The organism is Paenibacillus durus ATCC 35681, assembly GCF_000993825.1.
Lineage (GTDB): Bacteria > Bacillota > Bacilli > Paenibacillales > Paenibacillaceae > Paenibacillus_AQ > Paenibacillus_AQ durus_B.
Map to the genome: position 1 here is coordinate 600,970 of NZ_CP011114.1, position 14,816 is coordinate 615,785.

Annotated in this window: 10 protein-coding genes and 4 CRISPR repeat arrays (1 of these 14 running past the window's edge); of the genes, 7 read left to right on the plus strand and 3 right to left on the minus strand. The window is 51.4% G+C overall.

All coding sequences use genetic code 11. The features are described 5' to 3' along the window. A CRISPR array of direct repeats spans window positions 1-443; the repeat unit is 32 nt; unit sequence GTCGCTCTCCATGCGAGAGCGTGGATTGAAAT (it extends 929 nt beyond the left edge of the window). Window positions 444-507: 64 nt separating this feature from the next. Then, window positions 508-846, minus strand: a complete 339-nt coding sequence (locus VK70_RS02680; protein WP_324607981.1) for a helix-turn-helix domain-containing protein — start codon at window positions 844-846, stop codon at window positions 508-510. A 764-nt stretch (window positions 847-1,610) separates the two neighbouring features. Beyond that, window positions 1,611-2,852: direct repeats of the CRISPR family, unit length 32 nt. Between the two features lie 175 nt (window positions 2,853-3,027). Beyond that, window positions 3,028-3,328: direct repeats of the CRISPR family, unit length 32 nt; unit sequence GTCGCTCTCCATGCGAGAGCGTGGATTGAAAT. Between the two features lie 222 nt (window positions 3,329-3,550). Here VK70_RS02680 and rpiB point away from each other — a divergent pair. Next, complete coding sequence (gene rpiB / locus VK70_RS02685; protein ID WP_025694814.1) at window positions 3,551-4,021, plus strand: ribose 5-phosphate isomerase B; 471 nt, start codon at window positions 3,551-3,553, stop codon at window positions 4,019-4,021. 117 nt (window positions 4,022-4,138) lie between these two features. On the opposite strand, the gene hepT is transcribed toward rpiB, so the two are convergent. Beyond that, a complete protein-coding gene (hepT, locus tag VK70_RS02690; RefSeq protein WP_025694815.1) occupies window positions 4,139-4,351 on the minus strand; it encodes a type VII toxin-antitoxin system HepT family RNase toxin in 213 nt (70 codons plus the stop codon). A gap of 795 nt (window positions 4,352-5,146) precedes the next feature. On the opposite strand from hepT, the gene VK70_RS02700 reads away from it, so the two are divergent. The 6 genes from VK70_RS02700 to VK70_RS02725 all read left to right on the plus strand — a co-directional run bounded on the left by VK70_RS02700 (window position 5,147) and on the right by VK70_RS02725 (window position 11,697). Then, window positions 5,147-5,608: a UPF0158 family protein gene (locus VK70_RS02700; RefSeq protein WP_025694817.1), complete on the plus strand. Its 462-nt coding sequence runs from the start codon at window positions 5,147-5,149 to the stop codon at window positions 5,606-5,608. Window positions 5,609-5,958: 350 nt separating this feature from the next. After that, the gene (locus VK70_RS02705) at window positions 5,959-7,047 is read left to right on the plus strand and encodes an outer membrane lipoprotein-sorting protein (RefSeq protein WP_025694818.1); all 1,089 of its coding nucleotides are present in this window, start codon (window positions 5,959-5,961) and stop codon (window positions 7,045-7,047) included. 225 nt (window positions 7,048-7,272) lie between these two features. After that, window positions 7,273-8,475 carry an alanine racemase gene (gene alr, locus VK70_RS02710; RefSeq protein ID WP_025694819.1) on the plus strand — a complete coding sequence of 401 codons (1,203 nt, stop codon included), beginning with the start codon at window positions 7,273-7,275 and terminating at the stop codon, window positions 8,473-8,475. Window positions 8,476-8,669: 194 nt separating this feature from the next. Next, complete coding sequence (locus VK70_RS02715; protein WP_025333624.1) at window positions 8,670-8,951, plus strand: CopG family ribbon-helix-helix protein; 282 nt, start codon at window positions 8,670-8,672, stop codon at window positions 8,949-8,951. Window positions 8,952-8,954: 3 nt separating this feature from the next. After that, window positions 8,955-9,305, plus strand: a complete 351-nt coding sequence (locus VK70_RS02720) for a type II toxin-antitoxin system PemK/MazF family toxin (RefSeq protein ID WP_025691534.1) — start codon at window positions 8,955-8,957, stop codon at window positions 9,303-9,305. 202 nt (window positions 9,306-9,507) lie between these two features. Next, the gene (locus VK70_RS02725; RefSeq protein WP_025694820.1) at window positions 9,508-11,697 is read left to right on the plus strand and encodes a Tex family protein; all 2,190 of its coding nucleotides are present in this window, start codon (window positions 9,508-9,510) and stop codon (window positions 11,695-11,697) included. Window positions 11,698-11,844: 147 nt separating this feature from the next. On the opposite strand, the gene VK70_RS02730 is transcribed toward VK70_RS02725, so the two are convergent. Continuing rightward, entirely contained in the window at window positions 11,845-12,816 is a 972-nt protein-coding gene (locus tag VK70_RS02730) for an S-layer homology domain-containing protein (protein WP_025695199.1), read from the minus strand. Window positions 12,817-13,720: 904 nt separating this feature from the next. Then, a CRISPR array of direct repeats spans window positions 13,721-14,698; the repeat unit is 32 nt; unit sequence GTCGCTCCCTATACGGGAGCGTGGATTGAAAT. The last annotated feature ends 118 nt before the right edge of the window (window positions 14,699-14,816 follow it).

The window sequence follows — 14,816 nt, forward strand, 5'->3', positions numbered from 1 at the left end:
TATGGTCGCTCTCCATGCGAGAGCGTGGATTGAAATTACACGAATTGGTTTCCCGTTTACATATTCCGTCGTCGTCGCTCTCCATGCGAGAGCGTGGATTGAAATCTGAGCATGCAGCTATGGTAATTGGGAGCCCCGGTCGCTCTCCATGCGAGAGCGTGGATTGAAATCCGTTGACTGATCTCATGGTCATTTTGGGGCTTGTCGTCGCTCTCCATGCGAGAGCGTGTATTGAAATAGATCAACCTGGACAAGCTGGACATCCCCTCCTACAAGTCGCTCTCCATGCGAGAGCGTGGATTGAAATAATTGAATCTCTCGAAATATTTTTGATAAAAAAACGTCGCTCTCCATGCGAGAGCGTGGATTGAAATCGCTATGAAATGGTTTATTGTGGGCGGGGCGTTATTGTCGCTCTCCATGCGAGAGTGTGGATGAAATTGCGGCACCCAGTTTCACTGGCAATCTGACGGCCTAGTTTCGGCGCTTTATTAGCCTGAGGGAAGCTTACTCTTTGGGGCGCACCTCAAACAATTCGTTGGGACTGATATCGAAGTATAAACATAACTTCACGATCAGCGCTGCCGAGATTTTTTTCTTTTCCATATTGGTGTTATGCATCAATTCCATAATGGTTGTTCTACGGTGGCCTATCTCTTTAGACAATTTCAAAACGGACATATTATCGTGCTCTTTTAAAATCTCGTCCAATTTGCAATGGAGTGTATATCTGTTATATTCCATTTCGTCCTCCGAATTTAAGGTATTGCACTTCAAAAGTGCATATGGTATATTGTGGATACAAGGGTTGAACTTTAAAAGTGCAATCGTATTAAGAAAATCCATTTGCGGTTAGGTTGCCTTTTATAGATACCTATCTTTTAAAAAATTCAGTGGAGGATGCATATGCCCAAGCGTCGCCCCCGCAAGCTTAACTATCAAGCTGTAATAGACATTATGAAAAAGATTTGGTTTGGCCGGAATTGGGCGACTCGCCGGAGGCAATTCATTACTATCATCTCACTGATTCCCTTGGACGTAAATGGCAAACAATCGGTTGTCATGTAACGGACGCTATTTAATTCGCCAGCCAGATGCAATCAATTTGTAGATAAAATTGTTAATGTGAATCATTTCAGTGTCTTTAAGCTTTTGTATGAATTGAAAAATGAATACCTTGTACATGAACCGATGTCTCAGTAATCTTTTAAATCAATGTACAGTGTAAATCCAATTGAGGCACTTTCTCATTTTTTTCTTGAAAATGTGGATACTCTAGACTATTGGGAATGGAAACAGGCTGGCGGACCGCCGAACTGGCGATCTTTTATAGGAAAACAAATCCGGATCTCAGCCTGATTGAAGTCATAGAAAAAGCGGAAAGGTCCCGGGCAAAACAGTAGCTAAACATGTTGCTGCCCTGGTCTGTAAGCTTATGTTTGGTGCGAACCTCAAGCTCACATAAAAATCCCGGGAGATTCGCACCTCTTGCGGGACAAGGGTTTTCGCGTTATTTTATAGAAGGAGCCTCTTTTTAAACGGTCATTTTTAAGAGATTCGCACTAAAGCGTTTGCAATCCCTTGCGTAGCAAGCGGTCGCAGCGGGTGCTGTCGCTCCCCATGTGGGAGCGTGGATTGAAATTATCGAAAGTATCAAATGTGCCGGTCTCTTCGCCCTCGTCGCTCCCCATGTGGGAGCGTGGATTGAAATACTTGTTCGTCCTCCTTTTTTTGAAGCGCAGAATACAGTCGCTCCCCATGTGGGAGCGTGGATTGAAATGTTTGATTCGTCATCACTTATCCCTCCCGCGTATGGTCGCTCCCCATGTGGGAGCGTGGATTGAAATCAGCAACAGCGCTGATGTTTCCTGGTGTGAGATACGTCGCTCCCCATGTGGGAGCGTGGATTGAAATTTACGCTTAAACGGCCACATCCGTAATCACCTCCGCGTCGCTCCCCATGTGGGAGCGTGGATTGAAATAGGCGGCCATTAAGATGACGAATGACCAGCTTGGTCGCTCCCCATGTGGGAGCGTGGATTGAAATCATACCGCCTTGCCGCTTGCGTAGAACGTGTGTACGTCGCTCCCCATGTGGGAGCGTGGATTGAAATCATTCTGCAAATCTATCCCACCTTAATAGGCACGGGTCGCTCCCCATGTGGGAGCGTGGATTGAAATAGACCATTGCTAACGTGGACAGCCAGAGACGTATTCGAGTCGCTCCCCATGTGGGAGCGTGGATTGAAATAATGCTTTGAAGACACTGTCCAAAATCTTTTGTTGTCGCTCCCCATGTGGGAGCGTGGATTGAAATCTCAGACCAGTCTGCAAATTTTACGATGTTTTTCCGTCGCTCCCCATGTGGGAGCGTGGATTGAAATCGAACTCAAAGACGTTGCTGGAAAGGTTGTTAATGTCGCTCCCCATGTGGGAGCGTGGATTGAAATTTCGGTGCGGCGGATGTTACGGGCCAACATGAGGCCGTCGCTCCCCATGTGGGAGCGTGGATTGAAATCGAATCAACAAAGGCAATCGATACAAATGGGGATTGGTCGCTCCCCATGCGGGAGCGTGGATTGAAATTTCTATATAAATTAACATGTCCGTATCATATTAGTCGCTCCCCATGCGGGAGCGTGGATTGAAATCATAAATTCACATTAAAGTAAGTGATTTTTGTCGTCGCTCCCCATGCGGGAGCGTGGATTGAAATCATTCATGGTACAGGGCTTCTTGCAGCGTTTCGTAGTCGCACCCCGTGCGGGTGCGTGGATTGAAATAGCAATCCGACACTGGGCTAATCACTAAAACTTAGGGTCGCACCCCGTGCGGGAGCGTGGATTGAAATGTTAATGACACACCTTTGATTGCCCTCAATTCCGTCAAGTCGCTCTTGCTGCCCTGGGGGTAATTGCTAGTGCGAACCCCAAGCTCCCATAAAAATCCCGGGAGATTCGCACCTCTTGCGGGACAAGGGTTTTCGCGTTTGCAATCCCTTGCGTAGCAAGGGGTGGCAGCCGGTCTGTCGCTCTCCATGCGAGAGCGTGGATTGAAATTGAACTGCAATCCCAATAACACAACCATCCAAGAGTCGTCGCTCTCCATGCGAGAGCGTGGATTGAAATATCGGCTGTGACGGCATTCGCTTGGATATGATTACGTCGCTCTCCATGCGAGAGCGTGGATTGAAATTTCGAGACCAATAACGTCATATTCTTGTCCTTGATGTCGCTCTCCATGCGAGAGCGTGGATTGAAATTTTTTGGCTGGCCAGAAGGCAACCTCTGACGCGTGTCGCTCTCCATGCGAGAGCGTGGATTGAAATGATAAGAAAGAGTATGAACGATTGAAAGTGGAAGTTGCTCCCCATGTAGGAGCATTTTGCTCGGCTGATCTATAAAAACGACGACTCCTTTTTTTACAAAGAACATTATTCATAGGTTGACGAGTATGAAAATAACTGGAAATCGAAGTTCCGAAGCGATAAGATAGAAGTGCTGGAATTGTACATCAAATTGGAAAATCAATGAATTGGGGGCGTCTAACGATGAAAATTGCGGTTGCGGGCGATCATGCGGGTTTTTCCTTGAAAGAAGAAGTAAAAGCTTTACTAACCAGCCAAGGGCATGAGGTAGTGGATTTCGGAACGCATAGTGAGGAAGCTTCCGATTTGCCTGATTATATTTATCCTGCGGCTTTGGCAGTGGCTGAAGGGAAGGCGGACCGCGGGATTTTTATTGATGGTGTAGGCTATGGAAGCGCTATGATTGCTAATAAAATCTATGGGGTGTACGCGGCGGTCTGTCAGGACCCGTTCTGTGCGGAACTGGCGCGGTCTCACTCCGACACTAACGTACTGTGCATCGGCGGAAAAATTATCGGCTCGGCTATCGCCCTCGAAATCGTAAAGGTGTGGATGACGACCGACCACCTTGGAGACGTTGAGAAATACAAGCGCCGCGTGGATAAAGTGGTTGAAATATCGGAGAAGCACTTGAAAAAACTGTCCGAGCTTTGAACGGATGACGATTTTGCCGCTCTGGGAACGGTTTGCTTTTTGGCTTCCTGAGCGGCAGGATGGTCCTTACCTCAAGGGCATTGCTGCTGCCATCACTGTGATAATGATATTTAAATCTCAACGGCTCATGTATTCTTTCAATTTCTCGTCTATGATTCCTTTGTTATACAGCATTTCAAAAGCGTCCCTGCTACTCTGGGAAACCCCCAATTTCAATTCGGAAACCGAATGCATTGCCAATTCGATACACGCCTCGCAGCATCTTTGCAGATTAAAAATGATACAGATTCGAATGTTTTCGGTCTTGTTCAGCAAAATATCGCGATTCATGACTCGTCCTCCTGCAATAATGTCTGCAAAATCTCCCATCTTTCCTCATTAAGCATGGCATATTCTTTAAGCGACCGCATAAAAAGCTGTTGCCGTTTTAGCGGCTCGGCGTCACGCAGCAGTATCCCGATTCCGATAATTTGAGCGCGAAAGACAGGACTGTTGATAATATTTATTTTGAAAAAGATGGCAGTAACAATCCGCCTCAAGTATTCCGCTTTCTGAGGATAAGCTGGATAGGCTAGAAGCCAAGGGGGAGAGTATTAAGACAATAAACAGGTTTTTCTTGTCAGATCTTCTCGATTGTCTCTCGCTAATCAAAAAGTGCGAACCTGAAGCGAACATGAAAACCCCGGGAGGTTCACACCCCTTGCGGGACAAGGATTTTTGCGATATTTTGTAGTTGAAGAGTTATGAAGTGGACTGTTTTTACAGAGGTTCGCACTTTTTGGGCTTCAAACCCTTGCGGCGCAAGTGTTCTGTGGGCTACCTGTCGCTCCCCGTGCGGGAGCGTGGATTGAAATGCCGCATTATTAGAGGCGGGACGCTCATGCCGCAGTCGCTCCCCGTGCGGGAGCGTGGATTGAAATTAGTCAAACATCGTGGAAAGTCCCCATAGAACTGGGTCGCTCCCCGTGCGGGAGCGTGGATTGAAATACCGAACCGCGTCTTGCCCGTCAGCAACCATCTCGTCGCTCCCCATACGGGAGCGTGGACTGAAATACAAGCAAGCGGTACGCTACCAAACGGCGTAGTAGTCACTCCCTACCGGGAATGTGAAAGGAGGTTCACTGAATGGATAAACTAACTCTAACTGAAGCGCAACTACGAGAGATTGTCGACAGCTACGATATGCAGCATGAGGGGATCGATTCTTTTTTCAATCTGGAGAGCAAGGAGGTTGTCTTCGTCAATAATGAATTTTCTGATCCGGAGGACGAGGAATTGGAAGAGGAGATTGAAGAGGGGTTTGGCGAAATCTGGTTCCGCTTGCCAGAACGGTATTCCAGCGACGGGTACCGGGATATGGAGGATTTTGTAGATATTGTATCGGACGAACGACTGAGAGAGCTGTTGATAACGTCCCTTAGAGGGGGACGCGGGTTTTTTCGCCGTTTTAAAGATACGCTGGGCGACAACCCTGAAGAACTTGAACGTTACTATCAGTTTGTGTATGAACGCAACCGCGAACGGGTACTAAAGTGGATGGAAGCAGAGTTTGATTTGGAGATAGAGATAATAGGCGGGGAAGATTAAGGAGATTTATGCTGCCTCCAGTTGCACGAAAAGTTGGGAGCGGATTCATAGCGCATGCGGGATCGTATACATACGAAAAAAACTGCTGCTGCCCGATTCACTTCCAGCGACTGGTCACTTTAGCGGCGACCTATATTCTCTCTATAACGGCGGTAGCAAGGCTTTTGCGATATTTTGTACATATCGGCGAACTCGCTCCCCGTACATAAGCATGAGTTTAAAAAACATACTATTGCAATTGTTCTATTTTTCCAAGCCCCCGCTTGTCAAGCCCGTCTGCATATTGCGGCCAAGTTCCTCATAGACATGTACTAATCATTGCATTCAAAACAGGTTAAGGGGATGATGTCATGCGCCGGATTGCATGGGTACTCGCGATCATTATGAGCGTTACCCTGATCATGACAGGCTGCGGGAAGAAGGACTCCGCATCTGTGGTTAAGGATTTGAACGACGTTGCCGACAAGCTGGAGAGCAAGACGGGAGCCTATCAGGGGGAGGGCACGATGACCCTCTATACCGGCGAGCAGCCTCAGGAGTACAGGGTTGAGGTATGGTATAAAAACCCTTCTTACTATCGCATCAGTCTGGCCAATGTGCAGAAGAATATTACTCAGATCGTGCTCCGCAACGATGAAGGCGTGTTCGTGCTGACGCCGAGCCTCGGCAAGAGCTTCCGGTTCCAAAGCGACTGGCCGGACAAACAAGGGCAGGTCTACCTGTATCAGACGCTGGTGAAAGGCATCGTCGCCGACAACAACCGCCAATTCGTGGCTGACAAGGACAGCTATGTATTCGAAGTAGCCGCCAATTATCAGAGCAGCGCCCTGGTACGTCAGAAGATCTGGCTCGACAAAAAGACCTATGCGCCCAAGCAGGTACAGGTATCCGATTCGGAAGCCAAGGTTGTGGTGGACGTAAAGTTCAACAAGTTCGCTTTCAATCCGGAGTTTTCCGCGGATTCTTTTGATATGCAGAAGAATATGGCTTCGGGGGGGAATTCGAAAAATACGGTCGCTCAGGTCGACGAGAACGGCAATCCGCTGCCCGCAGCCGACAACCAGGAGGGAACGCAAGCTCAGGCGAATGCGGCCCTTGGCGATTTTGGCATTATTGAGCCGGGCTATACTCCGGAAGGCGTGACGTTCAAGGATTCCAATAAAGTCGAGAACAGCGACAATCACGCCGTACTTCTGCGGTATGACGGAATTTACCAGTATACGATCATGGAATCGCGCCCGCTGGATCAAGCTGTGTCGCTCGCGCCGGGAACGCTCATCGATCTTGGTTTTACGGCGGGACTGCTGACCGGGGATGAACAGCAGACCTTGACTTGGATGTCGGGTGATGGAGTGGAGTTCCGGATTACAAGCGCGAACCTTCCTCCTAGTGAAATGATGGAAATTGCCGCTTCTATGCAGGATCAAACGGGTAAATAAAAGGTTGTAGGCGGATACTGCGAATTGTGGGATGATTTCCTCTACAATGCGGTATCCGTTTTGCTATAACTTGCTGGCTGCACGCTTCCCCCTTTGCGCGGTGAACGTCAAACCCTCGCTTACATTGACAGTGCCTTCCGTTAGCATTACCATTACGAATAAGAAAGTGTTTAATGTGTATATTCGGCAGGATGACGCTTATCACAAACGAGAAGGTGACTGGAAGTGCAAGAAAGCTATCGACCGACCGTGGCCGAGATTGATTTGGATGCTTTGCGTGCCAATTATGAAAGCTTTCGGCGGCATTTGCCGGCGGGCGTGAAGTTTATGGCATGCGTCAAAGGCAACGCATACGGCCACGGGGCCGTGGAGGTGACGCGCGAGCTGGAACGACTGGGTGCGGACTATGTAAGTGTAGCTTTTCTGGATGAGGCGATCGAGCTGCGCCAGGCGGGAATTGTCCTGCCGATTCTGGTGCTCGGCTATACGCCGCCGGAAGCTATTGCCGCCGCCTGGGAGAACGATGTGACCGTGACGCTTTTTACCCCGGAAGGGTTGGAAGCGGCATCCAAACTTCCTTTGAATGACAGCCGGAAGCTGAAGGTGCATATCAAGATTGACAGCGGCATGGGCCGGCTCGGGCTTCTTCCGGACGATGTGCCGCTGTTCATCGAAGAGGCGCAGCGTGTCCGGCAGATCGAATTGGAGGGGATGTTTACTCATTTTGCCAAAGCGGATGAAGCAGACAAAAGCTATACACTGGAGCAGTACCGACGGTTCATGGGCGTGACGGAAGCGCTTCGGGAAAGACAGATTCATATCCCGATCATACATACGGGCAACAGCGCTACGGCCATTGATACCCCTCATTTATCTCCGAACATGGTGCGTGTGGGCGTCAGCATATACGGATTCTACCCGTCGACGGAAGTGAACCGGCAGCAGGTCAAGCTGCACCCGGTCATGACGCTGAAGACGAAAGCCGTCTATGTAAAAAGCCTACCGGAGAGCTGGGGCGTCAGCTACGGAACCCGCTACCGGGCGGACAACGGCGAATATATTGCCACGCTACCCATCGGGTACGCAGACGGATATTCCCGGATGCTAAGCGGTAAGGCGGAGGTGCTAATACGCGGCCGCCGCGTTCCTGTCGTCGGAACCATCTGCATGGACCAGTGTATGGTATCGCTCAAATCTTTCGCCAATGAGGCGGAACAAATCAAAGCCGGCGAAGAGGTTGTCCTCATCGGCCGCCAGGCTGGCGTCTCCATAACGGCAGACGAGCTGGCTCTCCTTCTTGGAACGATTCACTACGAGGTGACCTGCATGCTGGCCCACCGGGTGCCGCGCGTCTATATTCGCGAAGGCTCGGCTCCCCGTCTGGTAAATGCCTTACTTCAAGCCCCAAGCCCAAATCCTGTAAGTTAAGCGGGAAATATGCTCAAGGAATATTTAATCGTGGACGACATTGTGACTTATGGTCTATACGAACCGCCGTTTCTAGTTTATAATGGGATGCAGCATACTTGATATACTGGCGGCATATATTCGTTGTATAAAATTCCTTGCATAATGCTACACTGGAATACAAGGGCAGAAGGTTTGTGGGGGTGGAAGAGAAGTTGGCCAATTTGCAGAACACCAAAAGAATCATGATCAGCTTGCCCGATCATCTCTTGCAGGAGGTGGACGGAATTGTCCAGATGGAGAATTCCAATCGCAGTGAATTGATTCGGCAAGCCATGAAGCTGTATCTCAGCGAACGGAGGAAGCGTTCCATAAGGGAGTCTATGCAGCGCGGATACATGGAAATGGCTAAGATCAACTTGACCATGGCATGTGAAGCGTTCCTTGCCGAGGAAGATGCAGACAGTACTCTTGGCCGCTTAGTAAGCGGGGTGTAGATATTGATCGTAAAACGCGGCGATGTTTTCTTTGCCGATCTTTCGCCGGTAGTTGGTTCCGAGCAGGGCGGGGTAAGGCCTGTTCTCGTCATTCAGAACGATATTGGCAATCGCTTTAGTCCAACGGTAATTGTTGCGGCAATTACCGCACAGATCCAGAAGGCCAAGCTGCCTACTCATGTGGAAATTGACGCGTCATCCCACGGCTTTGACCGGGATTCCGTCATTCTGCTGGAGCAGGTTCGGACGATCGACAAGCAGCGCTTAACGGATAAGATCACCCATCTTGATGACGAAACGATGAAAAAGGTGGATGACTCGCTGCAGATCAGTCTGGGTCTGATTGATTTTTGAAGAGGACGGGCACAGCCATTTTATACAAAACGCAAGGAAGGCTCATCGCAGGTTTGCGGTGAGCCTTTTTTGGGCTTCTAGACCAGAGCTATTATTCGCGGCTATTCAATAAACTCTCCGGCTGGAACGCCTTCGGGCAAATATGATACTATTTGACGTATCGGATGTAAGAAAAGAGGGAGACGTATTGATCGAACAGGATATGAATATCGTTTCGGATGAAGCGGCGCGCCGGGAACGGCAAATGATGATCGGCCAGATTGCAAAAGAACTCGGCCTATCTGAGCGGCAGGTCGGAACCACAGCGGGACTGCTGGATGAGGGCAACACGATTCCATTCATCGCCCGGTACCGCAAAGAGATGACCGGAGAGCTGGACGAGAACGCGCTGCGTGATATTGAGGAACGGCTGAGCTATTTGCGTTCCCTTGGCGAGCGCAAACGTGAAGTCATCCGCATCATCGAGGAGCAGGGCAAGCTTACGGATGAGCTGCGTGAGCAAATAGCAGGGGCAGTCAAGCTTCAGGAAGTGGAAGATTTGTACCGTCCGTACCGCCAGAAGCGCAAGACCCGGGCGAGCGTCGCCAAGGAAAAAGGACTGGGGCCGCTGGCCGACTGGATCATGGAGCAGCGGCGCGGCGGAAACCCGGAAGCAGAGGCCGGAAAATATGTCGATCCGGCTAAAGGCGTGGAGTCGGCGGAACAAGCCCTGCAGGGAGCGCAGGACATTATTGCCGAGGCCATCGCCGATGATGCGGCGGTCCGTTCCTGGGTGCGCCAATTTACCGCCTCTCAGGGCATTCTCGTTTCCGAGGCGAAGGACAAAGAGCAGGAATCCGTCTACGAGAATTATTACAGCTACCGCGAGCCGGTCCACAAAATGCCGCCGCATCGTATCCTCGCCATCAACCGCGGGGAGCGGGAGAATGTGCTGAAGGTCAGCATTGAGGTGGATGCGGCCCGTATCCATGCGCATATCACACGCAAGCTGGTCAAAGGTCCGTCACCGGTTAAGGAGCTGCTCGAAGCCGTGGCCGAGGATGCCTACAAGCGTCTGATCGCTCCGTCGGTGGAGCGTGAAGTGCGCGGGGAGATGACGGAGAAAGGCGAGAATCAGGCCATTTCGATCTTCTCCGGCAACCTGCGCAGCCTGCTGCTGCAGCCGCCGGTCAAGGGACGCCGCGTCCTCGGCGTCGACCCTGCGTACCGCACCGGCTGCAAGCTGGCGGTCGTCGACGAGACCGGCAAGCTGCTGGAGGTGGCGGTAACTTACCCGACACCGCCGCATAACAAGAAGCGCGAGGCGGCGGAGAAGTTCAAAGAGCTGATTGCCAAGTACGGCATCCAGCTCATCGTCATCGGCAACGGCACCGGCTCGCGGGAGACGGAGCAGTTCACCGCCGAGACCATCGCTGAGATCGGCGACCCCGGGCTGGCCTACCTCATCGTCAATGAGGCCGGGGCCAGCGTGTACTCCGCCTCCAAGCTGGCGCAGGAGGAGTTCCCGGACCTGGATGTGGCCGAGCGCAGCGCCGCATCGATTGCCCGCCGCGTGCAGGACCCGCTGGCGGAGCTGGTCAAGATCGAGCCGAAGGCGATCGGCGTCGGACAGTACCAGCACGATGTGTCCCAGAAGCATCTGGACGAGAGCCTCACAGCGGTGGTGGAATCGGCGGTTAACCATGTCGGCGTCGATGTGAATACCGCATCTCCGTCGCTGCTCTCCTACGTGGCCGGCATCAACTCGACCATTGCCAAGAATATCGTTAAGTTCCGCGAAGAGAACGGCAGCTTTAAGAACCGTAAACAGCTGCAAAAGGTGCCGCGTCTCGGCGCCAAATCATATGAGCAGTGCATCGGTTTCCTGCGTATTCCGGAAGGCGAGAATACGCTTGACCGCACGCCGATTCATCCCGAGTCGTATGATGTAGTCAGCCGATTGTTCAAGGAGCTGGGGCTTGCGCTGTCGCAGATCGGCAGCAAAGAGCTGGCTGCGGAGCTTGCCGCTCAGAATCCCGAGGAGCTGGCGGCCAGGCTGGACGTCGGCGTGCCGACGCTGCGCGACATTCTGGAGAGCCTTCAGCGTCCCGGACGCGACCCCCGCGAGGAGCTGCCCCCGCCGATCTTTCGCACCGATGTGCTGAAGATTGAGGATTTGGCGCCGGGCATGGAGCTGCAGGGTACGGTACGCAACGTTATCGACTTCGGAGCCTTCGTCGATATCGGCATCAAGAATGACGGGCTGGTGCATATTTCCCAGCTTAGTTCAAGCTTCGTCAAGCATCCGATGGACGTCGTGTCCGTCGGCGACAATGTGACCGTCTGGGTCCTCAGCGTCGATCTGAAGAAAGGCCGGGTCAGCCTGACCATGCGCCCGCCGCGCGGCGAATAAAAAACCTCCAAACGTTCCCGGTCCAACCTGAAAGAAGGTTGGTCCGGGAACAACGTCTGGAGGTTTTTTTGGATTCTGCCGGGACAAGTCCCGGCCCGAAAGGAACGCTGCCGCTACTATACCTTCCCGCGAGCTTGGTACGGAGTCTCAGAACTGCGGAGAGTCCGGCTCCGGCGGCGTATACGATCCAGGCATAGGCTTGGCGCTAGCCACATAGCCTTCCGGTAGATAAGCAACGGCTGTCGCTTTGGATATTACCTGCGGATACATCCCTGGTCCCGGCTTGGTTACTTCATAATAAATGACAGCCTTTTTCCCCTCGCCAAACTCGATTTTCGCAATCGTCAGGCCGTACCCCGGATTGGGAAGATTGCCGACGGTAACCGACACTTTGTTCACGCCATCAGCCGCTTTTTCCACATTGATGTCTGCCCCCTGGCTCGTATCTGCGGAGCCGTCCCCGCCAAACATACTCTGGACAAAAGCTCTTGCGTCATGCACCCACGCTGCCGCCTCCGAACGGGTAACGGCGTCATTCGGACGGAACTTTCCTCCCGGATCCAGCGAAATAATGCGCATATTGAGAAGCGTTTGGAGACTGCCGTTTACCTCCGCGCTCAGTTTGCCGCCGTCAGCGATATTGAAATACATCTCCGTCACCGGAAAATCGCCCTTGGCCTTCAAGGCCGCATCCAGCAGCTGTGCAAAAGTGGCGCGGGAAACCGCCGCATTCGGGTTGACCGCTTTATCTAGCGGCAGGCCGTTCTGGACGGCAATCAGGAGAGAAGGGGCATACCAGGATTTATCATCGACCTTGGCAAAATAATCGCTGGCCTTGGACGGACTGCCCGGCACCGGATTTGTCTTAAGAGCAAGCCCGCTGACGATCAGTTGGACAGCCTGGCCGTATGTCATTTTGGACTTGGGAGCAAAAAGCTGACTCGTCACTCCGTTAATCACCCCAGCTTCATGCAGTGCGTTGATCTTGGCCTCAGCCGGATCTCCCTTCAGGTCGGAAAAAGCGAAAGCCGACGCTCCGAATAATACCGCCCCCGCCAAAATCCCGCATGCTATGGTCATTTTTTTGGCATTGTGCCTAAATGTCTGTCTCTTCATCATTATTCACCTCTTATCTTCATAGATGCCCAATACGGCGAAAAGGTTGCAAGGAGGTGAAAGATTGTCCGGTTAAGTGCGAACCCTAAGCGCACATGAAAATCCCGAGAGGTTCGCACCCCTTGCGGGACAAGGGATTTCGCGGTATTTTGTATATATTGGGCCGCTTTATTTTCCCCCTTTACAGAGGTTCGCACTTTTTGGGGCTGAAACCCTTGTGGAGTAAAGGATTTTTAGGGTGCCTGTCGCTCCCCATGCGGGAGCGTGGATTGAAATTCACTCTTCGGGATGTAGCCAGAGAGGAAGGATTGAGTCGCTCCCCGTGTGGGAGCGTGGATTGAAATCTTTAGGTGTTCCGGTGTTCCTGTGGCTACTTTGGGTCGCTCCCCGTGCGGGAGTGTGGATTGAAATCGCAAAGGTCACGATTTTCGCTGGCGAAGCCATCGGTCGCTCCCCGTGCGGGAGCGTGGATTGAAATTCGACAGGTATGGCTGCAATGTGTAAAAAATCATGGTACGTATTCAACGTATCCAGATTAATTAGCGGAAAGGTTTCACTCTCCGTACAGGAGACAAAGTTTCCTCTCAGTTATAAAATATATCCTACCTTGGGGCTTAAGTCTTTCACAGAGACAAGAGAGATCTGAAAACTTAATATGTAAAGCACCGAGAGCTTCGCTTTTACAGCAGAGTTTTGTGCTTTTTTAGCCTACTAAAGGAGACCTTACTCTTTTAGTCTGGTGCGAACCCCAAGCTCCCATAAAAATCCCGGGAGATTCGCACCTCTTGCGGGACAAGGGTTTTCGCGTTATTTTATATTAGGATCCCCATTTTAAACGGTCATTTTTAAGAGGTTCGCACTAAAGCGTTTGCAATCTCTTGTGTAGCAAGTGATCGTAGCGAGTGCGGTCGCTCCCTATACGGGAGCGTGGATTGAAATCATCTATCTCACCGCCTGTATTCTGAATGATGGAGTCGCTCCCTATACGGGAGCGTGGATTGAAATCGCGAGATACCGCTCGCTCCCACCGTTTTCCAGAAGTCGCTCCCTATACGGGAGCGTGGATTGAAATGAAGCATCCATGTGGATTACTTGGGCGACGTAGACAGTCGCTCCCTATACGGGAGCGTGGATTGAAATTGTCTGTAGCGCGTTGTCCACGGCGATAGATCCGGTCGCTCCCTATACGGGAGCGTGGATTGAAATTGAGCATATAAATGGACTCTGCCGGGAGTAGACATGTCGCTCCCTATACGGGAGCGTGGATTGAAATAATTAAGGAGCAAATACATATGAAAACTAAAACAGTCGCTCCCTATACGGGAGCGTGGATTGAAATCGCGATCCATGTTACTTGCACGCCACCATACACACCGTCGCTCCCTATACGGGAGCGTGGATTGAAATCGGAACAACCCCATCTGGCGGTATGATTCCGCAGGGTCGCTCCCTATACGGGAGCGTGGATTGAAATCCCTCGGCACAGTAATTTTTTATTGTTCCAGGTGTCGTCGCTCCCTATACGGGAGCGTGGATTGAAATTGGAAAACCATGACATAATTATTGTCCTCCTTTGTGTCGCTCCCCATGCGGGAGCGTGGATTGAAATGATAAGGAAACAAGTGACACGTTCACGAAAGCCATGCGTCGCTCCCCATGCGGGAGCGTGGATTGAAATCGCCGCCTCACTGTTACGTGCGGCGAGTGCTTCCTGGTCGCTCCCCATGCGGGAGCGTGGATTGAAATTCCGGAGCCACATCGCCGATAATCCGCAGCTCCGGCGGTCGCTCCCCAAGCGGGAGCGTGGATTGAAATCACTGCTCCCCCATGAGGCGCACCTGGTTGGCCCAACTGTCGCTCCCCATGCGGGAGCGTGGATTGAAATGGTTTCGTGGTAGTAAGTTTAGATGGTTATAAAAAGTCGCTTTCCGTGCGAGAACTCGGATTGAAACAATACCGCCTGGGCTTTATGGCTTTTTTGTTATTCATTGCTTGCTTTGCCG